The organism is Massilia sp. PAMC28688 (genome assembly GCF_019443445.1).
Lineage (GTDB): Bacteria > Pseudomonadota > Gammaproteobacteria > Burkholderiales > Burkholderiaceae_D > Telluria_A.
The window spans coordinates 3,645,058-3,670,343 of the sequence record NZ_CP080378.1; the positions used below are offsets into that span (position 1 = coordinate 3,645,058).

A 25,286-nucleotide genomic window follows, 5' to 3' on the forward strand; every position below is an offset into this window, starting at 1 on the left:
ACAAGCCGGCACGAACACGCACAAGTGAGCAGTGCGAAAAAAAAAGGCGCATGGATTCGATCCCTGCGCCTTTTTTGTCGTCGTTTTATGTGGGCCGCGCCGCTGGGCGCTTATGCCTGCTCTGCCGCCTGGGCCTGCCAGCCGCTGAGAAACGCCGGCGAAGGCAGCGGCCGCGCATACCAGTAGCCCTGCGCTTCGTCGCAGCCCATCGACTGCAGCAGCTCGCCCATGGCGGCGGTCTCGATGCCTTCCGCCACCACCCGGTAGTTCAGCTGATGCAGCAGCACGATCATGGCCTTGACCAGGGCGCCGTCCGGGTTCTGTTCAAGCTGCTGGATGAAGGAGCGGTCGATCTTGACCACATTGGCGGGCAGCTTTTGCAGGTAGGCCAGGCTGCTGTAGCCGGTGCCGAAATCGTCGATGGCCAGGCTGATGCCGGCCGCGCTCAGCGAGCGCAGGGCTTGTTCGGCCTGCACCGGGTTGGTCATGACCGCGCTTTCCGTGACTTCGATTTCCAGCAGCCGTGGCGGCAGGCCATGGCGCTGCAGGCGCGCGATAACGCCCTCTGCAAAGTCAGGCTCGATCAGGTTGGTGGCTGAGACATTGACCGCAACCTGGACCTCCATGCCGGCGTCGCGCCATGCTGCCAGCTGCAGCATGGCCGCTTCCATCACCCATTCGGTGGTGGCGCGGGCGATCGACGTTTTTTCCACGATCGGGATGAACTCCGCCGGCGACACGGGGCCGAGGGTAGGGTGGGTCCAGCGCAGCAGGGCCTCGGCGCCAAGCCAGCGGCCCGTTGCCAGGTCCACCCGCGGCTGGAACACCAGCGAGAGCTGGCCCTCGCTTTCGAGGGCTGCGCTGAAGGCATTGAGCAGCGTGAAACGGCGCTGGTAGGTTTCGTCCTGCGCCGCCGAATACCAGCCCACATCCTGTTCGGCGTCTTCCGCGTCCTGGGCCGCGTTGTGGCAGCGCCGCAGCACGTCCAGGCCATCGGCGGCGCCGGGCACGAAGCTGGCCAGGCCAAAGGTCACCGTGGTGACATAGCGCGCCGCGCCCCACTGGCGGCGCTGCACCAGCCACTGCTTCGCCACGGCGGTGAAGGTGCTGATCTCGGTTCCCGCGTCGGCCACGAAGGCGAACTTGGAGGTGCCCACGTGATAGAGCCGGGTGCCCGGTCCGATACATTGCTTCAGCCAGCCGGCAGCCTGCTCCAGCAAGCCGTCCAGGTAAGACGAGCCCATGACGCGCACCGCGCTGTCGAGCTGCTGGGGCGTGGCCAGGTTGACCACCACGGCCAGCCGCACCGGGCTGTGCGGGTCGAGCCGGGCCAGTTCGTCCACGTCTTCCCGGAACTGGTTGCGGTTGGGCAGGCCGCTCATGGAATCCATGCGCCCGATCGCGTGCTGCAGTTCGATCTGTGTCATCACCATGGCCGCCATGTCCTGCAGCGATGCCAGTTCCTGGGCCGTCACTTCGCGCGGCTCCTGGCCCAGCACGCAGACGGCGCCGAGGCAGTGCCCGTCCGACGTGGTCAGGGGCGCGCCGGCGTAAAAGCGGATGCCCGAGCGCGCCAGCGTGCTGTCGCAAAATTCGGGGTCCTGCAGCAGGTCCGGCACCACCACCACACGGTTATGGTCGGCCACCTGGGCGCAGGGTGCGCGGTAGCGCGGAATCGCATCATGCTCCACGCCGACCTTGGACTTGAACCACTGGCGGTCATGGTCGGTGAGCGACACGGCCGCTATCGGCAGGCCAAACAGCTGCGCGGCCATGCGCGTGATCCGGTCCAGCGAGTCGCTGGGCACGGTGTCGAGAATATTCAGTTTGCGCAGCGCCTCCAGCCTCTGGATTTCGCGCGGCAGGCAGGCTGCATTGGTGGTGGACATGGTGGGAATTTCGGCTCCAGGCAGTTCTCGATGGTCACTCTCAACCTGGAACTGTCAATTTCACGAATAAGTGCAGTAGGGCAATACACTATACCACTGCCTGGAAAACGTTACCTGCCACACCGGAAAAGTGTGGCGGGCGTGCCGCAGAATGTTCCTTCTAATGGGGGCAGGCTTGTCTGGCAGATAAAGCAGGGGTGGGCCGGGGCGCCGGCTGCGATTGTCCGCTTACCAATTTCCTAGGTTGTCTGTTTCAATTTCGGGTAAAATTGATGGTTCGGCGCAGCATTTTGGCCGCCAAACTTTTTTAACCATGCCTTCCGCTTATGCCAAATTGGCTACTGCCTGAACATATCGCTGACGTCCTGCCTTCGGAAGCGCGCAAGATCGAAGAGCTGCGCCGCCTGATGCTGGACAACTTCCGCCTGTACGGATACGAACTGGTCATGCCCCCGCTGCTCGAGTATGTCGACTCGCTGCTTACCGGTGCCGGCCAGGATACCGACCTGCGCACCTTCAAGCTGGTGGACCAGATCTCCGGCCGCATGCTGGGCCTGCGCGCCGACATGACGACCCAGGTCGCGCGCATCGACGCCCACCTGCTCAATCGCGATTCCGTCACGCGCCTGTGCTACGCCGGCAGCGTGCTGCACACGCGCCCGAGCGGCCTGCATGCCACGCGCGAGCCGCTCCAGATCGGCGCCGAAATTTACGGCCACGCCGGCCTGGAGGCCGATGCCGAGATCCAGGAGCTGGCCCTGGCCTCGCTCGCCATGGCCGGCTTTACCGAAGTGCGGCTGGATCTGGCGCACGTGGGCGTGGTGCGCTCGCTGCTGGCAGATGATCCGATCGCTGCCAGGGACGAAGCGGCACTGTACGCGCTGCTGCGCGCCAAGGATACACCGGGGCTGGACGCGATCAGCGCGCACTATGCGCCGGCCACGCGCGCGGCCTTCCTGGCGCTTCCCGGCCTGTACGGCGACATCGATGTGCTGGCCCGCGCGCGCGAGGTGCTGCCGGCCTCGCCCGGCATCACGCGCGCCCTGGCCGAACTGGCGGCGCTGGCCGGATCGGCCCTGGGCCGCGCGCAAGTCGCCATCGACCTGGCCGACCTGCGCGGCTACACCTATGAAAGCGGCGCCATGTTTGCGCTGTACGTGCCGGGCCTGCCCAATTCGGTGGCCAATGGCGGCCGCTATGACCATGTCGGCGAAGCGTTTGGCAGGGCCCGTCCCGCCACCGGCTTTTCGCTCGACCTGCGCGAACTGGCGCGGCTCCTGCCGACTGCCGAACGCAAACATTCGATCTGCGCACCCTGGGGCAATGCGCCCGAGCTGCGCGAGGTCATCGCCGGGCTGCGCAAGGCAGGCGAAGTCGTGATCCAGAGTTTGCCGGGTCATGACAACGAGCAGGACGAGTTCGAGTACGATCGCGTACTTGTCCTCGAAGACGGTAACTGGATTCTTAAAAACTTAGGTTGAGTGTGATGTCAAAGAAAAACGTGGCAAAGAACGTGGTTGTCATCGGTACCCAGTGGGGCGATGAAGGCAAGGGCAAGATCGTCGACTGGCTGACCGATAACGCCCAGGGCGTGGTCCGCTTCCAGGGCGGTCACAATGCAGGTCATACGCTGGTCATCAAGGGCCAGAAGACGGCCCTGCAGCTGATCCCGTCGGGCATCATGCGCGAAGGCGTGGCCTGCTACATCGGTAACGGTGTGGTGGTATCGGTGCCGGACGTGATGCGCGAAATCGACAAGCTCCAGGCCATCGGCGTGGAAGTGGTGTCGCGCCTGAAGATCTCCGAAGCTTGTCCGGCCATTCTGCCGTACCACGTCGCCATCGACGTGGCGCGCGAGGCGGCGCGCGGCGTGAACAAGATCGGCACCACCGGCAAGGGCATTGGCCCGGCCTACGAAGACAAGGTCGCGCGCCGCGCGATCCGCATCGCCGACATGCTCAACGAGACCCGCTTCGCCGAGAAGCTGCGCGAAAACCTCGACTACCATAACTTCGTGCTGACCAACTACCTGAAGGCCGACGCGGTTGACTTCCAGAAGACATTTGACGACGCCATGGCCCTGGTGCCGCGCCTCAAGCCGATGGTCACCGATGTCTCGTCGGCCCTGTACGCGGCCCACAAGGCCGGCGGCAACCTGCTGTTTGAAGGCGCCCAGGGTTCGCTGCTCGACGTCGATCATGGCACCTATCCGTTCGTGACCTCGTCCAACTGCGTGGCCGGCAATGCCTCGGCCGGCGCCGGTGTCGGTCCTGGCATGCTGCACTACATCCTGGGCATTACCAAGGCCTACACCACGCGCGTCGGTTCCGGTCCGTTCCCGTCCGAACTGCCGACCGATGCCGGCGTTGGCCACCACCTGTCCTCGGTCGGCCACGAATTTGGCACCGTCACGGGCCGTGCCCGCCGCTGCGGCTGGTTCGATGCCGCGCTGCTGCGCCGTTCGGTCCAGATCAATGGCGTGTCGGGCATGTGCCTGACCAAGCTGGACGTGCTCGATGGCCTGGAAACGCTGCGCCTGTGCACCGGCTACAAGATCGACGGCAAGGATGTCGACATCTTCCCGGTGGGCGCCGAAGACGCGGGCCGCTGCGAGCCAGTGTACGAAGAGATGCCGGGCTGGAAAGAGAGCACCGTCGGCGCCAAGTCGCTGGCCGACCTGCCTGCCACCGCCCGTGCCTACATCAAGCGTATCGAAGAACTGGTCGGCATCCCGATCGACATGGTGTCCACCGGTCCTGACCGCGTCGAGACCATCGTTCTGCGCCACCCGTTCGAATAAGAGGAGCTGTTCATGACCACCCCACAATCGACTGAAAACGACCTCTGGGTATCCTGGGACGAGTACCACCGCCTGATCGAGCGCCTGGCGCTCAAGGTCTACGAGTCGGGCTGGAAGTTTGACCAGGTGCTGTGCCTGGCGCGCGGCGGCGTGCGTCCGGGCGATGTATTCTCGCGCATTTTCGACGTGCCGCTGGCGATCCTGTCGACCAGCTCCTACCGCGAAGAAGCGGGCACCGTGCGCGGCGACCTCGATATTGCCAAGTACATGACCATGACCCGCGGCCCGCTGGAAGGCAAGATTTTGCTGGTGGACGACCTGGCCGATTCGGGCGTGACGCTGCAGAAGGTCACGCGCCACCTGTCGGAGAATTTCCCCGGCGTGACCGAGGTGAAGTCGGCCGTCATCTGGCTCAAGGGCTGCTCGTCGATCCGTCCTGACTACTACCTGGACGAACTGCCGCACAACCCGTGGATCCACCAGCCGTTCGAGGATTACGATGGCCTGCGCCCGCACCAGCTGGCCGCGTGGATGAAGAAGTTCGACAAGACCGCCTGACTGGCTGCGCTTGCGTGACGTACCATGGAACCGGGCCTGTGCGCCCGGTTTTTTTATACCCGATCCTCTTGACCTGCCATGACCCAGACCTTCATCCAGACCTTCATCCTGCTCATTCTCGTCACTGACCCATTCGGCAACGTACCGCTGTTTGTCAGCGCCATGCAGCAGGTGGCGCCCGAGCGCCGCTGGAAGGTGGTGGTGCGCGAGTGCCTGATCGCCTTTGCGGTGCTGCTGCTGTTCATGTTCTTTGGCCGGCACCTGCTCGCGGCCATGCACCTGTCCGATATTTCGCTGCGCATCGGCGGCAGCGTGATCCTGTTTCTGATCGCGCTGCGCATGGTGTTCCCCCAGCCGGGTGGCCCGTTCGGCACCAGCGAAGATGGCGGCGAGCCGTTCATTGTGCCGCTTGCCATTCCCGCCATCGCGGGACCGTCGGCGCTGGCCACGGTGCTGCTGTTTGCATCCGATACCGCCGCCGACATCATGGTCAATGTGGGCGCGCTGACGGCGGTGGCCGTGGTGTGGCTGGCCGTGTTCCTGTCGGCCGAGCGGCTCCAGAAAAGGCTCGGGCCCCAGGTCATGACGGCCTTCGAGCGTCTGATGGGCCTGATCCTGTCCGCGATCGCCGTCGAAATGTTCCTCGCCGGTCTGAGGGAATTCATCAAGTCGTTGTAGGAGTGCGCAACATAGAGAGAATTTCAACAAGTTATAGATTTTGCATTGTCTTTCTTGTTAGAATTCTCTCTTTGCAACTCTACAAGACGAACATGAAATCCGGACTGCCACTCTTTGCCGCCCTGGCGCTTGCCAGCTCTTGCGCCCATGCCCAGGAGACCTCCAGCAATGTCGAACGTTGCGAGCGCCCCCTTGGCACCATCGCCGTCAGCGAAAACCAGGGTGCCAGCCAGCACCAGCTGCAAAGTTATGGGCTCGGTTCGCCCGTATCCCTGCTGCGCATCATGATCCAGCAGTCGAACTGCTTCACCGTCGTCGAGCGCGGCGTGGCCATGCAAAACCTGCAGGAAGAACGGGCCCTGGCTGCCAGCGGCGAGATGCTCGGGGGCAGCAATATCGGCAAGGGCCAGATGCAGGCGGCCGATTTCGTGATGACCCCCAGCGTGCAGTTCACCGCCGGCGACACCGGTGGCGTCGGCGGCGCGCTCAGCACCTATGGCGGCAAGTTCCTTGGCGGACTGGGCGGCATCGTGGGCGGCATCGCCGGCAATATCAAGTTCAAGGAAGCCCAGACGGCGCTGCTCATTGCCGATGTCCGCTCCGGCATCCAGGTGGCTGCGGCCGAAGGAATGGCCAAGAAGACCGATTTCGGCGTGAGCGGCTGGAACTGGGGTGGAGCAGGGTACTCCAGCCTGGGCGGCTACACCAGCACGCCGGAAGGCAAGATGGTGGCCGCCAGCTTGCTGGACAACTACAACCGCATCGTGGGCACCATCCGCGGCCAGGCCAGCCTGGTCAAGACGCGCAGCCACGCCAGCGGCGTCAACGCATCGGCGTCGACCCGCGAAGGCGTACCGGTGGCAGCCGGCGCCAGCGTGTTCGCGCGCCTGGCAACGGTGAAAGTATTCACCGAGCCGCGCGCAAGCAGCAAGCTCATGGGGACGCTCAAGCGTTCGGAAGAGGCCATTGCCACGGGTGAGGAACGCGATGGCTTTGTGCGCATCGATGGCGAGAACGTGGCGGGCGGCTGGGTGCAGCGCACCCTGGTATCGACAGCGCCGGCCCAGCAATAAATCTGTTTCGCGCGCAAGCGGAGCGCCCTGCAACAGCAGGGCGTTTTTGCTTGCGGCTGCCGGACCTGCCAGTGCGTGACTTTCGTATGGCACACATAATTGCTATGTCATAGCAAATTTATCTTCTCATAGTGGATGTTTCCTCGTATAGTCTTTGGAAGTTATTCAAATAACGTTTAAAAACTATAAAGGAGACATTCATGCGATCCATCTGGCCTGCATTATTGCTGCTGTGCTGTACCGGGGCTGCTGCCCAGAGCATTACCAACTCACTGCGCATTGTCGCGCCGGACGGCGAGTCCACCGTGGCATACGACGCGAACGCCGCCGGGCAGGTCGCTGCGGTGCTGGAAGACGAGCTTGGGCGCCAGCATGGTGTCCTGTTCGAAAAAGGCAGGCTCACCGAACTGAGCCTGCAGGGCGGCTACAGCGATGCCAAGGCGATCAACCAGGACGGCGTGGTGGTGGGTTCTGCCCAGACCCCTGGCCGCCAATGGCGCGCCTATCTGTACGACAAGGCGCACGGCATGCGCCAGCTCGGCACGCTCGGCGGGGCAAGCAGTTTCGGCATGGCCCTTAACCGCGCCGGGCAGGCCGTCGGCTTTGCCGATACGGCGCAGGGTGACTATCATGCCTTCAAGTACATCAAGGGGGAACCGATGCAGGACCTGGGCACCCTTGGCGGCAAGATCAGCTACGCCAGCGGCATCAACAACCTGGGGCAGGTGGTCGGCACCTCTGCCATGCACGACGGCTACCGCCACGCTTTCCTGTACGACGACACGCGCGGGATGATTGACCTGGGCACGCTGGGCGGCCTGTCCAGTTCTGCCGCGGCCATCAACGATGCAGGCGTGATCGTGGGGGCATCGCAGACCCGTGACGGGCGCTGGCACGCCTTTATCCATCAAGATGGGAAGATGACCGACCTGGGCGCGGTGATCGGGCCGGGTGCGAGTTTTGCCACCGATATCAACAACGCCGGCCACGTGGTGGGCACCGTGCTGCGCGGCGACGAGCGCCAGTCGTTTGTCTGGCGCGACGGCCGGCTGACCGTCCATCGCGGCGGCAAGGGTCTGCATCTGACCCATTCCATCAATGACAGCGAGGTGGTGGTCGGGGCCACTTTTGACCGCAAGCTCGATGCAGCCACCATGCCGTCGAAGGCGCGCGCCCTGGTGGTGAGCGGCGGTTATGAGCTGCTGACCCTGATTTTCTCGGTCGTGTTGACCGCCGCTGCCGCGGTGGGCATTGTGTTCTACATCCGGCGCGAAAAACCGCTGCCAAGGCCCGCTTGATGCGCGCGCCAGTCCGGGCGCTGGCCCGGACTGGTCGCCCACGCCGGTCACGCTATTTGCCGAGCATCGACACCACGTTGTCTGCGCCCGGCGCGCCAAAGGCCTGCGTCTTGAGCACATGGAGCTGGTCGCGCACCTGCGCCGCCTTTTCGAACTCCAGGTTCCTGGCGTGGTCCACCATCAGCTTTTCCAGCCGCTTGATTTCCTTGCCAATCTGCTTTTCGCTCATGGACTCGATCTTGGCCGTTTCCTTCGCTTCTTCCAGGGTCTCGCGCGCCTGCTGCGGGCTGTAGACGCCGTCAATGAGTTCCTTGATCTGCTTCTTGATGCCGACCGGCGTGATGCCATTGGCGGCATTAAAGGCAATCTGCTTGGCGCGCCGGCGCTCGGTTTCATCGATGGCCTGGCGCATGGAGTCGGTGATCTTGTCGGCGTACAGGATGGCCACGCCATTGAGATTGCGCGCAGCGCGGCCGATGGTCTGAATCAGGCTGCGCTCGGAGCGCAGGAAGCCTTCCTTGTCGGCGTCCAGCACGGCCACCAGCGACACCTCGGGCAAGTCCAGGCCCTCGCGCAGCAGGTTGATGCCAACCAGGACGTCAAAGGTACCCAGGCGCAGGTCGCGCAGGATTTCAACCCGTTCCACCGTCTCGATATCGCTGTGCAGGTAGCGCACCTTGATGCCGTGGTCGCCCAGGTAATCGGTGAGCTGCTCGGCCATGCGCTTGGTGAGCGTGGTGACCAGTACCCGTTCATCCTTGGCGATGCGGTCCTGGATTTCCGACATCAGATCGTCCACCTGCGACAGCGCCGGCTTGACGATCACTTGCGGGTCGACCAGGCCGGTGGGCCGCACCACCTGTTCCACCACGTTGTCGGCATGGGTACGCTCGTATTCCGCCGGGGTGGCCGAGACAAAAATCGTCTGGCGCAGCTTGCCCTCGAATTCCTCGAACTTGAGCGGGCGGTTGTCCAGCGCCGACGGCAGGCGGAAGCCATAGTCCACCAGGTTGGTCTTGCGCGAGCGGTCGCCGTTGTACATGGCATTGAGCTGGCCTACCAGCACGTGGGACTCGTCCAGGAACATGAGCGCGTCCTTGGGCAGGTAGTCGACCAGCGTAGGTGGTGGCTGCCCCGGCATGGCGCCCGACAGGTGGCGCGAGTAGTTCTCGATGCCCTTGGTGAAGCCGATTTCGGCCATCATTTCCAGGTCGAAGCGGGTGCGCTGCTCCAGGCGCTGCTCTTCAATGAGCTTGTTCTCCTTGCGGAAGAATTCGAGCCGGTCGCGCAGTTCGAGCTTGATCGATTCGATCGCGCGCAGCACCGTGGAGCGTGGCGTGACATAGTGCGAGCCCGGATAGACGGTAAAGCGCGGGATCTTCTGGCGCACGCGGCCCGTGAGCGGATCGAACAGCTGCAGCGACTCGATCTCGTCATCGAACATCTCGACCCGGATTGCCAGCTCCGCATGCTCGGCGGGGAAGATGTCGATGGTGTCGCCACGCACGCGGAAGGTGCCGCGCCCGAAGTCCACTTCGTTGCGCGTGTACTGCATCTGGATCAGGCGCGCAATCACGTCGCGCTGCGCGACCTTGTCCTTGGCGCGCAGCGTGAGGATCATCTGGTGGTATTCGTTGGGATTGCCGATACCGTAAATGGCCGACACGGTGGCCACGATCACCACATCGCGCCGCTCCATGAGCGACTTGGTGCACGACAGGCGCATCTGTTCGATATGCTCGTTGATCGACGAGTCCTTTTCGATGAACAGGTCGCGCTGCGGTACGTAGGCTTCGGGCTGGTAGTAGTCATAGTAGCTGACGAAGTACTCCACCGCGTTCTGCGGGAAGAACTCGCGAAACTCCGCGTACAGCTGCGCCGCCAGCGTCTTGTTGGGTGCGAACACGATGGCCGGCCGGCCCGCCTGCGCGATCACGTTGGCCATGGTGTAGGTCTTGCCCGAACCGGTCACGCCGAGCAGGGTCTGGAACGACAGGCCGTCGTTGATGCCTTCTACCAGGCCGGCAATGGCCGTAGGCTGGTCGCCCGCGGGCGGGAAGGGCTGGTGCAGCTTGAACGGCGAATCGGGAAAGGTGACAACGGTCGGTGCCGGGTCATGTGCAACGGATAGTTCAGCCATACGATCAGACCTTTGTTGGGTTAGAATGGTAGTCCCGCAAGCAGCCCAGTGTTTATAAGGGCCGCTGTCTATACAACTTCAGCCGACAACCAAGTTTATCAGATGACCTCCTCAGCTTCCGCCACCCTTTTCTCGGCCATCGACATGGCCCCGCGCGACCCTATCCTGGGCATTACCGAGGCATTCAATGCCGACACCAACCCGGAAAAAATCAATCTGGGTGTCGGTGTCTATTATGACGACAACGGCAAAGTGCCGCTGCTCGCCTGCGTGCGCAAAGCGGAAGAGATCCTGATGGAGCAGCAGGCGCCGCGCACCTACCTCCCGATCGAAGGCCTGGCAGCCTACGACAAGGCGGTGCAGGAACTGGTATTTGGGGCCGACAGCCAGATTATTCAAGACAAGCGTGCAGTCACGGTGCAGGCCATCGGCGGCACCGGCGCGCTCAAGATCGGCGCCGACTTCCTGCAGCGCTTTTCGCCGGACTCGCAGGTCTACATCAGCGATCCGAGCTGGGAAAACCACCGCGCCCTGTTTGAAAGCGCCGGTTTTACGGTCAACAACTACCGTTACTACGATGCGGCCACGCGCGGTGTCGACTTTGCCGGCATGCTGGCCGATATCCAGGCCATGCCAAAGGGTGCCATCGTGCTGCTGCACGCCTGCTGCCATAATCCGACCGGCGCCGACCTCACGGCCACCCAGTGGGACCAGGTCATTGCCGCCGTGCGTGCGGGCGAACTGGTGCCGTTCCTGGACATGGCTTACCAGGGCTTTGGCAGCGGTATCGCCGAAGACGGCGCGGTGGTGGGCAAGTTTGCCGCCGCCGGCGGGCCGCTTTTGATTTCCAATTCGTTTTCCAAATCGTTCTCGCTGTACGGCGAGCGCGTTGGCGCGCTGTCGGTGGTGGGCGAGAGCGCCGAGGAAGCCGCGCGCCTGCTGTCGCAGCTCAAGCGCGTGGTGCGCACCAATTACTCCAACCCGCCGGTCCATGGCGGCAAGGTGGTGGCCACCGCGCTGACCACGCCGGAACTGCGCCAGCTGTGGGAAGACGAGCTGGCCGGCATGCGCGTGCGCATCAAGGAAATGCGCAACACCTTCGTCTCCAAGCTCAAGGAAAAAGCGCCGGAGCACAACTTTGATTTCGTGCGCGAGCAGGTTGGCATGTTTTCCTATTCGGGGCTGACCAAGGAACAAGTGGGGCGCCTGCGCACCGAGCATTCGATTTATGCGGTTGATACGGGACGCATCTGCGTCGCTGCCCTGAATTCGAAAAATATCGATCGTGTCATTGACGCGATCGCGAAAGTCCTCTAATATCTTGCTTCTTCGGATCGCGCGAATCGTGTGATCCGGATGGCTTCAGGAAATGCGAAGCAGCGGTGCCAGGCTTGACGGCGCCCACTGCAGCGTAGATAATGTTGCCTCTTTTCCCTGATAGCTCAGTCGGTAGAGCGACGGACTGTTAATCCGCAGGTCCCTGGTTCGAGTCCAGGTCGGGGAGCCAGAATACAAAAGGCCACGTTGAAGAACGTGGCCTTTTTCAATTTCCGCTCAGTTTTTCCTCGCCGGCCGCCGCCGCAGCAGGGCGAGCGCGCCCAGGCCGCCGGCCATCAGCAGCAGGCCCGCCGGCTCGGCCACAGCCACCGGTGCCGCGCTGTTTATCATGACGTTATCCATTACGAAGTACTGAGGCAGGTCGGCCATCACGCTGACCCTGTCCACCATGCCGCCATACCCGCTGGCGAGGAAGGCGGCGCTGCCGTTGGTGGTGAGCGAGTCCGAGACCGCTACCAGGCTGCCGTTGAGGAACATGTGAAAACTGACAGTGGCATAGCCGGCGAAATGGGCGCCCTGGAACTGGAAGGCGGTGACGGCCGCGAAAGCATTGTCATTGCTGATATTGAACAGGCGCGTATTGCCCGAGGCGGGCGAGTAGGGCGCTTCCTGGGCGTCTGCATGCTGCCAGCCGGTCCAGCTCAGGCCCCCATATTCGCGCATGCTGCCGCTGCCAGCCAGGTCGTCAAAGGTCAGGATGGCCGCCTGGGCGCCGGGCAGGCACAGCGCGCCGGCGCAGGCGAGGAGAAGGGAAGAAAAAGTCGTCATGGCAGATCCGCAGGAAAAAGTGTGGGCGGACTCCAGCATGCAATCTCGTGCGGCGGAGCAGGATGGCAAACCGGGCCATGTTGCGCTTCCTCAATTGGGCTGTGGCGCCCGGCTGACGCCTGCGCGGCGCAGCATCGCATCTCCCCGCTAGAGTAAACATTCTCCAACAATTCCCTATATAAACTTTGATGAATTGGCAGTAGCTATCTATGATGACGCCTTCGACATAGGCGCAGGGGCGCTTGTCTTGCCAAAATGAGTATCGACCATGAAAAAAATCGCAGTAGCTGCCTTCGCCCTGGCGCTGGCTTCCATGAGCGCGCACGCCCAGACTTATGTCCTGGTCGAGCCAAAGCCTTACCGTTTCCTCGCTGGCGCCGGCCTGACCTTCGGCGGTGACCGCCTTGCCACGGCCGAGTTTGAAGACGGCGGCGAGATCGATATCCGCGCCGGTTCCATGGTGGCGCTGTACGCCGGAGCGGAGTTCGCGGTCAATGACCAGATGGCCTTGCAAGCCAACATCGGTTACCACGTCGATAGCGCAACGGCTTACAATGGCGATATCCGCTTTGGCCGTTATCCTGTCGAACTGCTGGGGTACTACAAGGTGTCGCCCCAGTGGCGCATCGGCGGCGGCGCCCGCTTCGTCAACAGCCCCAAGCTGAGCAGCAGCGGCGCGGGCGACATTGGCGACTTCGAGTTCAAGAACAGCACGGGACTGGTGCTGGAAGGCGAGTACAGCATCAACCCGAGCCTGGGTGTGAAAGTGCGCTACGTCAGCGAAAAATACGAAACCAGGGACTTCGTCAGCAAGCACGATGGCAATCACGTGGGCGTCCTGCTGAATTACTACTTTTAGAATTACTACTTTTAAATAATTGCGCGGGCCGCTATAATGCGGCCTCTTTTCCCTGATAGCTCAGTCGGTAGAGCGACGGACTGTTAATCCGCAGGTCCCTGGTTCGAGTCCAGGTCGGGGAGCCAGAATCATATTTCCTGCGCCAATGCGTGTGAAAGCCGAAAGCCCGCCTCCCTGTGGAAGAGCGGGCTTTTTGCATTCACGGGCGGTCAGCATGACCGTTGCGCAGACCGCGCCTGATATTGTGATGTGCCTGCCGCTGCCCTGTGCTGCCTCATGCCGGCGCGCCGGCACTGGGCTAGCCTGTACGCAGGAGGCCGACCGCAATGAAACTCATCTCTTGGAACATCCAGCGTGGGCGCTGGCACCACGGCACCTGCAACCTGGAGCGCGTGGCGGCCAGCCTGCGCCAGATGGCTGATGCCGATGTGCTATGCCTGCAAGAAGTATCGGCCGGCTACACGGATTTGCCAGGGTCCGACGGGCGCAATCAGTTCATCGAACTGGCGGCGTTGTTGCCGGAATACACGGCGCTGGCCGGGATCAATACCGATACCCGGGTCGCGGGCGGCACCCGCCGGCTGTTCGGCAACATGACCTTGTCACGCCATCCCGTGCTGCAGGTATTGCGCCATGCACTGCCCTGGCCGGTGGACGCCGCCGCCATGAGCATGCAGCGCGGCGCCATCGAGGCCACCATCGATACGCCGTGCGGCCTGTTGCGGGTGGTTAATACCCATCTGGAATACTTTTCACCAATCCAGCGCGCAGCCCAGGTGGAGCGCCTGCGCGAGCTGCACCGCGATGCCCACCTGCAGGCGCTGGCCACGCCGCCTGGCGAGCGTGACAACGGGCCCTTTTGCGCCGTTCCCCGGGCCGCCATGGCCCTGCTGGCAGGCGACTTCAACTTCCTGCCGCAGTCGGCGCAATACTGGCGCCTGCAGGCGCCGTTTGACGAGGGCGTGCCGGCCTGGCAGGACGCGTGGGGCCTGACACATCCGGGCCAGCCCCACGCACCCACGGTATGCGTTCATGACGACACGGCCATTCCATACGCGTTTGACTTCGTGTTCGCCAGCGCCGGCCTGGCCCGCCACGTGCGCAGCATGCGTGTGGTGGAAGGGCACTTTGGTTCGGATCATCAGCCGCTCTTGATCGAGCTGACCTGACAACAAAAAGGCCACGCTTCAACGTGGCCTTGTCGGCTCAGCCCGTCAAAGACGGGCCTGCTTCTGGTCGATCAGCGGCTCAGGTCTTCGTCGTCATCCTGCGGACGCTGCGAGCCTTGGGCCGAACCCTGCGAGCCCGATTGCTGGTTGCCCATTCCCTGGCCGGTGCGGCCGCTCTGGCTTTGCTGGCCAATCTGGCTGTCGCGGTCGCTCAGCTCGTCGCGCTGCTGGCCCTGGCGGCTGCCTGGCTGGGAGCCGGACTGCTGGGAGCCATACTGCTGCGAGCCGGGCTTCTGATTGGCCGACTGCTGCGACCCTTGCTGCTGCTGGCCGCTCTGCTGGGAACCTGTCTTCTGATTGCCCAGGGTGCTGTCCTGGCGGCTGTTGTCCGACTGCTGGTCACGCTGGCCGCTCTGGCCGGCCTGGTTGCCCGAGCCTTTGTTACCGGACTGCTGATTTTGACTCATCTTGTCTTCACCCGACGAGCCCGACTGGTTACCGCCCTGGGGGGTATTGTGGCCGCCTGCTTGGTTCTTGTTCATGATGATCTCCTTGTGTAATTAGAGGCTGAACAAGACATTCGCGATTGAACGTCTGCTCAGGTGAACTCATCTTATCGGCGCCGCCGGCCAGTGTGGTCAGACATTCAGCCTCGCTTTCGTAGGAGTCGCAGCTAGGGGTCTGTAGGAATCGGTCTAGATTTTCTGAGGAAATTGACAGGAAAAATGCCCTGTTTTTGTGCAGCAATCTGCGGTGATTCCCTTGTGCAATGCTGCACGGACAGCTTTATGCGGTGCACAAATTCCCCCCGCAGTGGAGTGACGTTTTACCAGGCGCACGCTTGGATGAACTGAGGAAAATGTCACTACCCTCATGTAGAATACGTGAACATTGTCCTATTGAAATTAGTAATGATTGACGACGCCTCTTCCTGCTCTGTACTGCTGATTGACGACGAGCCGTTCACGCAGGATTTCGTGGCGCACTGCCTGCACGGCTGCACGGGCGTCTCCACCCATTACGATCCGCATTCCGAGCGCGTCGTCGAGCTGGCCCTGGAAGTGGCGGCCACGGTCGTGCTGGTCGATTTGCGCATGCCCGGGGTCGACGGTTTCGACGTGGTGCGCATGCTGCGCGCCCATCCCGACACCGAGCACCTTCCCGTGATCCTGCTGTCGTCCGAAGAAGATGCCGACATCAAGGCCAAGGCCTTTGCCTGCGGCGCTAACGATTACCTGGTCAAGTGGCCCGACGGGCGCGAGCTGGCCGCCCGCCTGCGCTACCACAGCGATGCCTACGTGGCGCGCCAGCAGCGCGACAAGGCCTTCATCTCGCTGCGCCGCAGCCAGGAGGAACTGGCGGCCAGCCAGTCGGCCCTCCACCAGGCCCAGAAAATGGAAGCGATCGGCCAGCTTACCGGCGGCGTGGCGCATGACTTCAACAACGTCCTGCAGATCATCGGCGGCAACCTGCAGCTGATCAAACTGCTGGGTGGCGTGAGCGACAATGCGCGCGCCCGCATCGACATTGCCCTGGCCGGGGTGGAGCGCGGTGCCAAGCTGTCGGCCCACCTGCTGGCATTTGCCCGGCGCCAGCCGCTGCAGGCGGTGGTGGTCAATCCCGGCAGCGTGCTGCGCGACATGGATGAAATGATGCGGCGCGTGCTTGGCCCGCGCGCCATCATCGAGACCGATATCGAAGACCGGCTGTGGAGCATCAATGTCGACCCGAGCCAGTTCAACAACGTCATCCTGAACCTGGCCATCAATGCGCGCGACGCCATGAGCGATGGCGGAACCTTGACCATCCGCGCCGTGAATGTGCCGGCCGGCTCGCCCCTGCTGCCCAAGCAGGCCTGCGGTGACTTCGTGCTGGTGGAAGTGGCCGATACCGGCTGCGGCATGGCGCCGGAGGTGCTTGAGCGGGCCTTTGAACCCTTCTTCACCACCAAGCCCACCGGGCAGGGAACTGGCCTGGGCCTGTCCATGGCCTACGGCTTCGTCAAGCAGTCCGGCGGCGAGATTGTGCTCAAGAGTGAACCCGGCGCAGGCACCAGCGTCAAGATCTTCCTGCAGCGTAGCGAGGCCGAAGCCGACCGCATGGAAGACAGCACCCCGGCGCCCCTGTTCGGCGGCCTCGAATCGATCCTGGTGGTGGAAGACGAGCACGATGTGCGCAGCACCACCGTGGAGCTGCTCTCGGCCCTGGGCTACCAGGTGTACCAGGCAGAAGACGCGGCCAGCGCGGTCGAGGTGATTGACTCGGGCGCCAAGATCGACCTGGTGTTTTCAGACGTAATGATGCCGGGGAAGATGAGCAGCCTGGAATTGTCGAAGATCGTGCGCGCCAAGCTGCCGCAGGCGCAGATCCTGTTCACGTCCGGCTACGCCGAGGGTGTGCTCACGCATGACGGACGCCTGGACCCGGGTGTCAACCTGCTGCAAAAGCCCTACAACGCCGATGTGCTCAGCGCGCGCATCCGCCACCTGCTGCGCCGCCGCAAGCCGGCCAGTGCCACCTCGCACTGACGCCCGCGGCGCCTAGTGCGGCTTGATGTAGCGGTAGGACCCTGGCGGCGGTTCATTGAGCACCGCCCAGAAGATGCCCAGGTCCGCGATGGCGCGCACGAATTCGCCGAAGTCGACCGGCTTGACCACGTACGCATTGACCCCCAGCTCATAGCTGCGCAGCAGGTCCTGTTCTTCCCTTGACGATGTCAGCATCACCACCGGCACGCTCTTGAGCGAGGGCGTGGACCTGATCACCTTGAGCACTTCCAGGCCGTCGACCTTGGGCAGTTTGAGGTCGAGCAGGATGACGGCAGGATTGCCGACCTGGCGCTTGGCAAAGTCTCCCTCGCAGCGCAGGTAGTCCAGGGCTTCGGCGCCGTCGCGCGCGATGATGACTTCGTTGGCCAGCTGGCTTTTTTCCAGCGCGATCAGCGTCAGTTCCAGGTCGTGGGGATTGTCTTCGACCAGTAAAATGGGCTTGAGCATAATGATTTAATCGTTGAGTTCTTTGGGAATACTGAAGGAGAAAGTGGCACCCTGGCCAGGCTGGGACTGCGCCCACACCCGCCCGCCGTGCCGCTCGATGATCCGCCTGACATTGGCCAGACCGATGCCCGTCCCCTGGAAGTCTTCCATCCGGTGCAGGCGCTGGAATACGCCAAACAGCTTGTGGACGTAATCCATGTTGAAACCGGCCCCGTTGTCGGCAACCGAGATGACCCATTCGTGGTCGTTATCCTGCGCGCTGACGCGAATCACGGCCAACTCCTTCTGGCCCGTGAATTTCACCGCGTTCGACAGCAGATTATACAAGGCCAGCTGGAGGAAGCTGGGGTCAGCCTTCAGGGTCGGCAAGGGGCCGATGTCCCATTCGATATTGCGTCCGCGCGTTTCGATGGACAGCTTGTCGAGGCAGGAGCGCACCATGTCGGCCATCGCGATCTCAGTCGGGCGCAGGGCCGCGCGCCCCATCTGCGAAAAGCTCAGCAGGTCGTCCACCAGCTTGCCTGCCAGGCGCGCCGATTCCTTGATGTTCTTGAGGAAGCGCTGGCGCTTCTCCAGGCTGTCGTTGCCGGCCGCTTCGAGCAGCAGGTCGGAAAAGCCGACGATGTGGCGCAGCGGGGCGCGCAGATCGTGCGAGACCGAATACGAAAACGCTTCCAGCTCCTTGTTGGCGCGGCCCAGGTCTTCGGCCAGTTCGGCCATTTGCTCGGCGCGTTCCAGGGCAAGGCCCAGCAGGGCGCTGCGAAACTCCACAGCCATCTCGATTTCGCCGCTGTGCCATGGGGCGCTGGTGCCGTGGATGGTTTCGCGCCAGCTGTCAAAGCTGGTGCGCGGCGAAAGCTGCGGCGGCGTACCGTTCGCCGCCGCCTTGTCGTACGGGTTGCCGGCCCAGTCGATGGTGTGCACGGTCTCGGGCCGGAACCACAACAGATAATGCTTGTGGATGCGCGAGATCGGCATGGCCAGCAGCCCGCTGGCCACCTTGGTGTAGGCCGCCGCCGGGGCGAACACGCGGCTCAGCTTATCGGTGTGGAAGACGTCGGCGTGGGTGTTCATTCCCAGCCATGCCACCAGCTCCTCGATCTGCGCTTCGCCCGGCGCGTCGCCGTGCACCAGCAGGCGGTCGTCGTACAGAACGGCCACGCCGCCGGCGCGCGCGAACTGCAGCAGCGAAGGAAGGACGCTGCTCATGTTGTCGATGAAGTCGGCGCCATGGGTCAGGCCGCCCAGCATCGACACCATCACGCGCCGTACCTCGAGGCGGAACTGCAGTTCGTCCGCGTCTTCACGCGAGCCGATGCACATGGCCAGGATCTGGCCCAGCTGCTCGCAGGCGGTGCGCTTGTCAAAGGCCACCGGGCTGGGCGTATCATGGTGGCACGAGATCAGGCCCCACAGCTTGCCCTTGACGATCAGCGAGACCGACATCGAGGCCATGGTACCCATGTTGCGCATGTATTGGAGGTGGACCGGCGAGACACTGCGCAGCGAGGCGAAGGACAGGTCGGTGGCCTTGCCCGTGACGGGGTTGAGCGGCGGGACCAGGCGCGCCGGCGTGTAGCTGGCGTCCTGGATCAGGCGGATCCGGTTGAGCAGGTACAGTTCGCGCGCCTGGCGCGGGATGTCGGTGGCCGGGAAGCGCTGGCCGAGATAGGAGTGGTAGTCATCGCTGCGGCATTCGGCCAGCACGTGGCCGTGGCCTTCCGGGTCAAAGCTGTACACCATCACCCGGCCGTAGCCGGTCACCGCGCAAATGTCCTGGGCCGCCAGGCGCGCCATTTCCACCACCGTCGACGCATTGTTCAGCTTGAGCAGGAAGTCGCCCACCTTGCGGTACAGGTAGCGCAGATCGGCCGGCCCTTCCTGTTCCGCCTTCTCGAATTCCAGCATCAAGAGGCCATCGTGGTGGTGCGCCAGGACGTCGAAGCGGGCCCCGCGCGCCAGTTCCACGGTACACAGAAAGATGGGACGCTGGCCAACTTCGGACTGGGCCAGTGCGGCCTTGATGCGCTCGGCCAGGCCCGCCCCGAGTAAGTGTGCCAGCGGCTGGCCCAGTAAATCTTCAACGCACACGCCCGTGAGGCTGGACAAATTGTCGCTCGCTTGAAGAACTGTCAACTCTTTTGATAGTGCCAGCAGGAACCCGTGCGGCTGGATGCTGCCGGGGGTGTGGATCGGTTCCTTGTCGCAACTGGACAAGTCAAGATCGTGGGAGGTCGTTGTTACCACTGTCATGAGTATTGCGCGTCGCTCCGAGGCCAACTGCTATTGTTTGTAAAGCGACAAGAACCAGGACTCCAAGGCGATATGGCGGCTTTTTCGGAGAGGGAATTTTACTAGAACAACAGTGTCTGGATCGCACGTTTGCCCGGTTTTTTTGCAAGATGGTGAAGAAAAAACCAGTAGTTATTCTTAAGTTGTGAGTTTCAATGCAGGAGCATCTCGATTGGCAAGGCATGCTACGCTGTGCGGCCCTGTACTTTCACTGCAGCCCATGACCACCTTGCGCCTCATTTTGGGCGATCAGCTCAATCCTCTTCACAGCTGGCTGCAAGAGCGGCGCAGCGATGTCATCTACACACTGATGGAGGTGCGTCAGGAAACCGATTATGTGGTCCACCACGCGCAAAAGGTCATCGCCATCTTTGCCGCCATGCGCGACTTTGCGCGTGCCTTGCAGGAGCAGGGGCACCGCGTGGACTACCTGGCCATTGACGATCCGCGCAATACCCAGTCCATCCCGGGCAATCTCGATCTGCTGCGCGCGCATTACCAGGCCGTTCAGGTGCAGTACCAGGCTCCCGATGAGTGGCGGCTGGATCAGCAGCTGGCCGATTACGCCGTCGCAGCGCCACCCGTGTCGATGGCCGACACGGAGCATTTCCTGACAGCGCGTGATGAGGCACAGCGGATTTTCGCCGGCCGCCACCAATGGCTGATGGAGTATTTTTACCGCCAGATGCGGGTAACGCACCAGGTGCTGGTGGAAAAGGACAAGAAGCCCGCGGGCGGGCAGTGGAACTTCGATCACGACAACCGCAAGCCGTGGCGTGGCGATCCGCCCGAGCCGCTCGACACGCGCGCTCTGCACGATCACTCGGCGCTGTGGGAGACCATCGTGGCAGCCGGCGTGCAAAGCTTTGGCCGGCCGGACGCGGCGCGCATCGTGTGGCCGCTCAACCGCGCCGAGGCGCTGGGACACCTGGACGCCTTTATCCAGCACGGCCTGCCGCATTTCGGCGACTACCAGGATGCCATGAGCAGCAAGGCTTCGCGCCTGTTTCACTCGCTGCTCTCGTTTGCGCTCAACACCAAGATGCTGCATCCGCGCGAAGTCATCGACGAAGCACAGGACGCATGGCGCCGGGGCCAGGCGCCGCTGCACTCGGTGGAAGGCTTCATCCGCCAGATCCTGGGCTGGCGCGAGTACGTGCGCGGGGTCTACTGGGCCAACATGCCGGGCTACCAGGAGCACAATGTGTTCGGCCACACCCAGGCCCTGCCATCCTGGTTCTGGGACGGTAAGACCAGGATGAACTGCCTGCGCCACGCCATCGGCCAGTCGCTCGATGACGCTCACGCCCACCACATCCAGCGCCTGATGGTGATCGGCAATTTCGCGCTGCTGGCAGGCCTCGATCCCAAGCTGGTGCACCAGTGGTACCTGGGCGTCTACGTCGATGCCTTCGAATGGGTGGAGATGCCCAACACGATTGGCATGAGCCAGTTTGCCGATGGCGGCCTGCTGGCGACCAAGCCGTACGTATCGAGCGCCGCCTACATTGATCGCATGAGCGACTACTGCAAGGGCTGCCACTACGACAAGAAAGCGCGCCTTGGGGACAAGGCCTGCCCGTACAATGCGCTGTACTGGGATTTTTTCGAGCGCCATGCCGGCCGCCTGTCGGGCAACCAGCGCCTGGGCATGGTCTACAAGAACCTGGGCAGGATGGATGACGAGGCACGCGCCGCCTTCCGGCTGCGGGCGACCGAATTGCGCGCGCGCCTCGACCAGCTTTGATCAACTCACCGGCATCAACATGACACTGCATATTCAAACGCCATTGATTGAATTGGCCGCGCTCGCCGGCGGCGCCGCGCACCGCACGGTGTGGCTCAAGATGGAAGCGCTGCAGCCGCCAGGCTCGTTCAAGATCCGTGGCATCGGCTTTGCGTGCCAGGAGTATGTGCGGCGCGGGGCGCGCCGCTTCATCTCCTCATCGGGCGGCAATGCCGGCATCGCCGCCGCCTATGCCGGCAGGCGCCTGGGCGTGCCGGTTGTGGTGGTGGTGCCGGAAACGACCACGGCCCGCGCGCGCGACCTGATCGCCCGCGAGCAGGCCGAGATCATTGTCCATGGCGCTTCATTCCAGGAGGCCAATGCGCTGGCCCAGACCATGGTGGGTGCGCACGATGCCTTCATCCACCCCTTTGACGACCCGCTGCTGTGGGAGGGCCATGCCGGCATGATCGACGAAGTGGCAGCTGCCGGTGTGAAGCCCGACGCAGTGGTGCTGTCGGTGGGCGGGGGCGGTCTGCTGTGCGGGGTGGTGCAGGGGATGCGCCGCAACGGCTGGCACGACGTGCCGGTCGTGGCAGTGGAAACGCAGGGTGCCGATTCGCTGGCCCAGGCCATGCAGGCCGGGGCGCCCGTGGAGCTGCCGGCCATTTCAAGCATTGCCACGTCGCTCGGCGCGCGCCGCGTGGCCGGCCAGGCACTGGCCTGGGCCGCCGGCGCGCATCCGGTCCACAGCGTGGTCGTCAGCGATGCCGCGGCGGTGGCCGCGTGCCTGCGCTTCATGGACGACCAACGGGTGGTGGTGGAGCCGGCCTGCGGCGCATCGCTGGCAGCCGTCTACGACGGCGCGCCCCAGCTTGCGGCCTGCTCGAACATTCTCGTTATCGTGTGCGGCGGCGTGACGGCCAGCGTGGCCCAGCTGCACAAGTGGGCAGGCCAGTCCTAAAGGCGATACAGGATGGCCGCAATGCCATCGTAGATCGGATAGGCGCGCTCGCCCGAGCGCGGCCAGCCGAGGACATCGAAGTGGTCGTAGGTGCGGTAGTGGCCCAGGAAATTCCACGTGCCGCGCACTGCGGTGCCGTCGTAATTGCGCACCGGTTGCCCGGCCGGTGAGCGCATGCTCACGGCATTGACCACGCCGTCATTGGGAAACCAGGCGCTGTCCACCGGCACCCGGCCGGGGCCGGACTGGGTGTAGGAACCCAGGCCCCGGCGCGCCAGCGATGGCACAATCCATTCGCCTGCGTACGGTTTGGTCAGGGGCGCCATGTCGGCCCTGGGGTAGTGGTACTGGCGCTGCTGCAGCGGCGCGATCAGGCGGTCGGTCTGGTTGCAGCACCAGGCGCCAGGCTCGGTGGCCGAATTGGCGATTGAAAAATAGTAGACGTGGGGCGAGGTCTTGACCCAGCTGTTAAATTCGCGCGCGCCGTCCGGCCCCATCTCCCACTGCGCCGAATCGAAATTATCCTGGTTCCACAGGCGCGGCGAAAACAGCGGCTGCAGGTAGCTGCGTGCGGTAGGAGCGGGCGCGCGTGCGGGCAGGGGCGTGGGCGCCGGGTCGGCCACGCGCGCAATGCCGGCCGCAAGGTCCATGGCGACCGGGCCAAAATGGCCAATGGCGTCGCGCAGGCTGGTGCCGTTGTGGGGGGCGGAAATGGAAGTGGCGCTGATGACCCAGCCGATCTTGCCGCCCTTGTACAGCTCGCCGTCGCCTTCGTCGCCGTGGGGTGAACCGTTTTCCAGCAACTGGATCAGCGAGCGCATGGTCTGCCCACCCTGGCTGTGGCCGATCAGGTGGATGGGATGCTCGGCATCCCATTGCGGATACAGGGCGGGCGGGTAGTTCCCGGGATTGTTGGCAGGGTCGGCAGCCCAGCACTTGCCGGGTGGGCGGCGCTCTTCGAGGTGCTGAAAATGAATGGTGTGCAGGCGGCCATAATCGACGCAGCCGCCCTTGATTTGATAGTAGAGTTCGGCTGAACGGTCCCAGCTCGAACTGATGGAACCGACTGTCGCCACCAGGATGGTGTGCTGGCCATGGTGCTGGCGCATGTGGCCGGCAATATCGCCGAATCCGCCCCAGTACTTGAAACCGCTGCGCGTAAATTGCTCGGGCCCGAAGCCGAGGAAGCCATGCACCAGCACGATGGGGTAATTATTGGCAGCGCAGGCATCTGGCACCATGAGGGACAAGATGCCCGCCAGAACGATGTTGACGATGCGAAGCATGACGAACTTCCGGACAAAGAGGTCGCCACGATCTTAACGATATTTTTGGGCCCGGTCTTGAAGTAAAACAAACTTTGGCTGAGCCGGGCACCGCTTATGGCGCAGCGCCTTCGGCGTTGGCGGCCATGGTGTCGCTGCCTGCAGTGGCGGCGATGGCACCGGGCGCCCGCGGCTCGCCCTGCCAGACGACATAATCATCCACCGAATATAGCTGGCAGGGCTGGCCGCTTTTTTGGGCGCAGGTAGCCAGGGCGCGCGTGTCCGGCTCTTCGCCTTCCTCGGCCCAGCACCAGGCGCCGCTGGCCGAGACGGCAAACGCGCGCGGCGTCATCTTGCCCAGGTATTCGCGGTAGGCTGCGCGTCCCTGCTCGCTCAGGTAAGGGACGGCGTCGATGTCGTCGACGCGCGCAAAATCGGTGCGCACCGGGCCGGGCAGTTGCGTGACCACATATTTTTCGCGGGTCGGCATGCCCACCTGCTGCAGGAAACGCTCGGCTTCCGGCCACCAGATCTTTTCGCCATCGCGGCTGGCCAGCATGCCATGCGAGTCGCGCTTGAAGATGCCGAATTCGTGCAGGCGCGCGCGCCCGCCGGCGCGGACGAAAGCGGTGTGCATGCGGGCCACGAGGTCGGGCCCGAACAGGGAATCGTTGATCCCGTACATCCACAGGCTGGGCACCTTGTTCGCCTCTCCATAGACACCAAAGGCGCGCACCAGTTCCGCGCGCCAGTCGCATCCGGCCCCATCATCGCGCAGGCCGCCGGCAAAATTGATCAGGCCGCGCACGCCCGGCACCGCCTGCGTGCCCAGGGCAATCGTGGCCAGGCCGCCGTAGGACTGGCCAGCAATGATGATGCGCTGTTCATCAATCCAGGGTTGCGTGCGGGCGAAGGCGATGGTGGCAAGCACGTCCGCCGCCTGCGCCATGCCATTGGCCGTCATGTTGCAGCCATGGTCAGCATAGGTGCCGGTGGAGTTGGCAAAACCCTGGCGCATGGGAACCAGCACCGCGTAGCCGCGCTTGACGAAGGCCGTTGCCATGAAGATGAAGCGGTCGCGCGACTGGTAGCGCGGGTCGCCTGCTTCCTTGCCATGGTTAATGACCAGCAGGGGGAAGGGCCCGGGGCCATTCGGGCGGAACACGGTGGTTTGCAGCCGGGCGCTGTTGGCGGCGCCGGCCGGAATCATGATGACGTGCTCGTTCAGACGAAAATCAATGGGAAGTTCTTGTTCGATCGCCAAGGCCGGGAGCAGGGTGAAGCCGACAACGGAGAAGGTCGCGATGCGATGCGCAACACGGCGCAGGTGGGTCAGTGCGGTACGAATGATGGCTCCCGATAAATTGGATTGCCTGAAGGAATGCATTCGATTCTATGCATGAGTAAATTCATGGGCAATACCCGTTTTGATAATTTTCGCGTAGGAAATCAAAAATAATGATCGTTATCGGT

The 25,286-nt window shown here is 63.3% G+C and carries 20 protein-coding genes and 2 tRNA genes; 14 read left to right on the top strand and 8 right to left on the bottom strand.

From position 1 onward, the window contains the following. Positions 1-110: 110 nt before the first annotated feature. Complete coding sequence (locus KY495_RS16340; RefSeq protein WP_219880439.1) at positions 111-1,889, bottom strand: GGDEF domain-containing phosphodiesterase; 1,779 nt, start codon at positions 1,887-1,889, stop codon at positions 111-113. A 326-nt stretch (positions 1,890-2,215) separates the two neighbouring features. On the opposite strand from KY495_RS16340, the gene KY495_RS16345 reads away from it, so the two are divergent. The 6 genes from KY495_RS16345 (at position 2,216) to KY495_RS16370 (ending at position 8,296) form a co-directional block, all read left to right on the top strand. After that, positions 2,216-3,370 carry an ATP phosphoribosyltransferase regulatory subunit gene (locus KY495_RS16345; RefSeq protein ID WP_219880440.1) on the top strand — a complete coding sequence of 385 codons (1,155 nt, stop codon included), beginning with the start codon at positions 2,216-2,218 and terminating at the stop codon, positions 3,368-3,370. Positions 3,371-3,375: 5 nt separating this feature from the next. After that, positions 3,376-4,689 (top strand): adenylosuccinate synthase, encoded by a 1,314-nt coding sequence (locus KY495_RS16350; RefSeq protein WP_219880441.1) that lies wholly within the window; start codon positions 3,376-3,378, stop codon positions 4,687-4,689. A gap of 12 nt (positions 4,690-4,701) precedes the next feature. Next, positions 4,702-5,247, top strand: a complete 546-nt coding sequence (locus KY495_RS16355) for a phosphoribosyltransferase (protein ID WP_219880442.1) — start codon at positions 4,702-4,704, stop codon at positions 5,245-5,247. 78 nt (positions 5,248-5,325) lie between these two features. Next, positions 5,326-5,925, top strand: coding sequence for a MarC family protein (locus KY495_RS16360; RefSeq protein WP_219880443.1), 600 nt, complete (start codon positions 5,326-5,328; stop codon positions 5,923-5,925). A 92-nt stretch (positions 5,926-6,017) separates the two neighbouring features. Continuing rightward, entirely contained in the window at positions 6,018-6,998 is a 981-nt protein-coding gene (locus KY495_RS16365; RefSeq protein WP_219880444.1) for a CsgG/HfaB family protein, read from the top strand. A 200-nt stretch (positions 6,999-7,198) separates the two neighbouring features. Continuing rightward, on the top strand, positions 7,199-8,296 hold the full coding sequence (locus tag KY495_RS16370) for an HAF repeat-containing protein (protein ID WP_219880445.1): 1,098 nt from the start codon (positions 7,199-7,201) through the stop codon (positions 8,294-8,296). Positions 8,297-8,348: 52 nt separating this feature from the next. On the opposite strand, the gene uvrB is transcribed toward KY495_RS16370, so the two are convergent. Beyond that, positions 8,349-10,436 carry an excinuclease ABC subunit UvrB gene (uvrB, locus tag KY495_RS16375; RefSeq protein WP_229518332.1) on the bottom strand — a complete coding sequence of 696 codons (2,088 nt, stop codon included), beginning with the start codon at positions 10,434-10,436 and terminating at the stop codon, positions 8,349-8,351. A 102-nt stretch (positions 10,437-10,538) separates the two neighbouring features. Here uvrB and KY495_RS16380 point away from each other — a divergent pair, with 102 nt between their 5' ends. Further along, on the top strand, positions 10,539-11,753 hold the full coding sequence (locus KY495_RS16380) for an amino acid aminotransferase (RefSeq protein WP_219880446.1): 1,215 nt from the start codon (positions 10,539-10,541) through the stop codon (positions 11,751-11,753). A 114-nt stretch (positions 11,754-11,867) separates the two neighbouring features. Beyond that, positions 11,868-11,943, top strand: a tRNA-Asn gene (locus tag KY495_RS16385). 47 nt (positions 11,944-11,990) lie between these two features. Here KY495_RS16385 and KY495_RS16390 read toward each other — a convergent pair. Then, the gene (locus tag KY495_RS16390; protein ID WP_219880447.1) at positions 11,991-12,542 is read right to left on the bottom strand and encodes a hypothetical protein; all 552 of its coding nucleotides are present in this window, start codon (positions 12,540-12,542) and stop codon (positions 11,991-11,993) included. A gap of 268 nt (positions 12,543-12,810) precedes the next feature. Here KY495_RS16390 and KY495_RS16395 point away from each other — a divergent pair, with 268 nt between their 5' ends. The 3 genes from KY495_RS16395 to KY495_RS16405 all read left to right on the top strand — a co-directional run bounded on the left by KY495_RS16395 (position 12,811) and on the right by KY495_RS16405 (position 14,570). Continuing rightward, positions 12,811-13,401 (top strand): outer membrane beta-barrel protein, encoded by a 591-nt coding sequence (locus tag KY495_RS16395; protein WP_219880448.1) that lies wholly within the window; start codon positions 12,811-12,813, stop codon positions 13,399-13,401. Positions 13,402-13,450: 49 nt separating this feature from the next. After that, a tRNA-Asn gene (locus KY495_RS16400) sits at positions 13,451-13,526 on the top strand. 201 nt (positions 13,527-13,727) lie between these two features. Beyond that, the gene (locus KY495_RS16405) at positions 13,728-14,570 is read left to right on the top strand and encodes an endonuclease/exonuclease/phosphatase family protein (protein ID WP_219880449.1); all 843 of its coding nucleotides are present in this window, start codon (positions 13,728-13,730) and stop codon (positions 14,568-14,570) included. 71 nt (positions 14,571-14,641) lie between these two features. Here KY495_RS16405 and KY495_RS16410 read toward each other — a convergent pair whose 3' ends face one another. Continuing rightward, a complete protein-coding gene (locus tag KY495_RS16410; RefSeq protein WP_219880450.1) occupies positions 14,642-15,112 on the bottom strand; it encodes a hypothetical protein in 471 nt (156 codons plus the stop codon). 369 nt (positions 15,113-15,481) lie between these two features. Here KY495_RS16410 and KY495_RS16415 point away from each other — a divergent pair, with 369 nt between their 5' ends. Then, positions 15,482-17,098, top strand: a complete 1,617-nt coding sequence (locus KY495_RS16415) for a response regulator (RefSeq protein ID WP_219880451.1) — start codon at positions 15,482-15,484, stop codon at positions 17,096-17,098. Positions 17,099-17,110: 12 nt separating this feature from the next. On the opposite strand, the gene KY495_RS16420 is transcribed toward KY495_RS16415, so the two are convergent. Together KY495_RS16420 and KY495_RS16425 are read right to left on the bottom strand one after the other, a co-directional pair. Next, on the bottom strand, positions 17,111-17,566 hold the full coding sequence (locus KY495_RS16420; RefSeq protein ID WP_219880452.1) for a response regulator: 456 nt from the start codon (positions 17,564-17,566) through the stop codon (positions 17,111-17,113). Between the two features lie 6 nt (positions 17,567-17,572). After that, positions 17,573-19,819 carry an ATP-binding protein gene (locus KY495_RS16425; RefSeq protein WP_219880453.1) on the bottom strand — a complete coding sequence of 749 codons (2,247 nt, stop codon included), beginning with the start codon at positions 19,817-19,819 and terminating at the stop codon, positions 17,573-17,575. Positions 19,820-20,078: 259 nt separating this feature from the next. Here KY495_RS16425 and KY495_RS16430 point away from each other — a divergent pair, with 259 nt between their 5' ends. Continuing rightward, positions 20,079-21,605, top strand: a complete 1,527-nt coding sequence (locus KY495_RS16430) for a cryptochrome/photolyase family protein (protein ID WP_219880454.1) — start codon at positions 20,079-20,081, stop codon at positions 21,603-21,605. 19 nt (positions 21,606-21,624) lie between these two features. Then, complete coding sequence (locus tag KY495_RS16435; RefSeq protein WP_219880455.1) at positions 21,625-22,548, top strand: pyridoxal-phosphate dependent enzyme; 924 nt, start codon at positions 21,625-21,627, stop codon at positions 22,546-22,548. On the opposite strand, the gene KY495_RS16440 is transcribed toward KY495_RS16435, so the two are convergent. Together KY495_RS16440 and KY495_RS16445 are read right to left on the bottom strand one after the other, a co-directional pair. Beyond that, on the bottom strand, positions 22,545-23,834 hold the full coding sequence (locus KY495_RS16440; RefSeq protein ID WP_219880456.1) for a triacylglycerol lipase: 1,290 nt from the start codon (positions 23,832-23,834) through the stop codon (positions 22,545-22,547). The two genes, KY495_RS16435 and KY495_RS16440, sit on opposite strands and share 4 nt — an antisense overlap. 94 nt (positions 23,835-23,928) lie before the next feature. Further along, complete coding sequence (locus KY495_RS16445) at positions 23,929-25,200, bottom strand: dienelactone hydrolase family protein (protein ID WP_219880457.1); 1,272 nt, start codon at positions 25,198-25,200, stop codon at positions 23,929-23,931. Positions 25,201-25,286 lie beyond the last annotated feature (86 nt).

Bases quoted from the DNA above. Each gene is read 5' to 3' on its own strand.
- KY495_RS16340 (WP_219880439.1), bottom strand. From the start codon at position 1,889: ATGTCCACCACCAATGCAGCCTGCCTGCCGCGCGAAATCCAGAGGCTG.
- KY495_RS16345 (WP_219880440.1), top strand. From the start codon at position 2,216: ATGCCAAATTGGCTACTGCCTGAACATATCGCTGACGTCCTGCCTTCG.
- KY495_RS16350 (WP_219880441.1), top strand. From the start codon at position 3,376: ATGTCAAAGAAAAACGTGGCAAAGAACGTGGTTGTCATCGGTACCCAG.
- KY495_RS16355 (WP_219880442.1), top strand. From the start codon at position 4,702: ATGACCACCCCACAATCGACTGAAAACGACCTCTGGGTATCCTGGGAC.
- KY495_RS16360 (WP_219880443.1), top strand. From the start codon at position 5,326: ATGACCCAGACCTTCATCCAGACCTTCATCCTGCTCATTCTCGTCACT.
- KY495_RS16365 (WP_219880444.1), top strand. From the start codon at position 6,018: ATGAAATCCGGACTGCCACTCTTTGCCGCCCTGGCGCTTGCCAGCTCT.
- KY495_RS16370 (WP_219880445.1), top strand. From the start codon at position 7,199: ATGCGATCCATCTGGCCTGCATTATTGCTGCTGTGCTGTACCGGGGCT.
- uvrB (WP_229518332.1), bottom strand. From the start codon at position 10,436: ATGGCTGAACTATCCGTTGCACATGACCCGGCACCGACCGTTGTCACC.
- KY495_RS16380 (WP_219880446.1), top strand. From the start codon at position 10,539: ATGACCTCCTCAGCTTCCGCCACCCTTTTCTCGGCCATCGACATGGCC.
- KY495_RS16390 (WP_219880447.1), bottom strand. From the start codon at position 12,542: ATGACGACTTTTTCTTCCCTTCTCCTCGCCTGCGCCGGCGCGCTGTGC.
- KY495_RS16395 (WP_219880448.1), top strand. From the start codon at position 12,811: ATGAAAAAAATCGCAGTAGCTGCCTTCGCCCTGGCGCTGGCTTCCATG.
- KY495_RS16405 (WP_219880449.1), top strand. From the start codon at position 13,728: ATGAAACTCATCTCTTGGAACATCCAGCGTGGGCGCTGGCACCACGGC.
- KY495_RS16410 (WP_219880450.1), bottom strand. From the start codon at position 15,112: ATGAACAAGAACCAAGCAGGCGGCCACAATACCCCCCAGGGCGGTAAC.
- KY495_RS16415 (WP_219880451.1), top strand. From the start codon at position 15,482: ATGATTGACGACGCCTCTTCCTGCTCTGTACTGCTGATTGACGACGAG.
- KY495_RS16420 (WP_219880452.1), bottom strand. From the start codon at position 17,566: ATGCTCAAGCCCATTTTACTGGTCGAAGACAATCCCCACGACCTGGAA.
- KY495_RS16425 (WP_219880453.1), bottom strand. From the start codon at position 19,819: ATGACAGTGGTAACAACGACCTCCCACGATCTTGACTTGTCCAGTTGC.
- KY495_RS16430 (WP_219880454.1), top strand. From the start codon at position 20,079: ATGACCACCTTGCGCCTCATTTTGGGCGATCAGCTCAATCCTCTTCAC.
- KY495_RS16435 (WP_219880455.1), top strand. From the start codon at position 21,625: ATGACACTGCATATTCAAACGCCATTGATTGAATTGGCCGCGCTCGCC.
- KY495_RS16440 (WP_219880456.1), bottom strand. From the start codon at position 23,834: ATGCTTCGCATCGTCAACATCGTTCTGGCGGGCATCTTGTCCCTCATG.
- KY495_RS16445 (WP_219880457.1), bottom strand. From the start codon at position 25,200: ATGCATTCCTTCAGGCAATCCAATTTATCGGGAGCCATCATTCGTACC.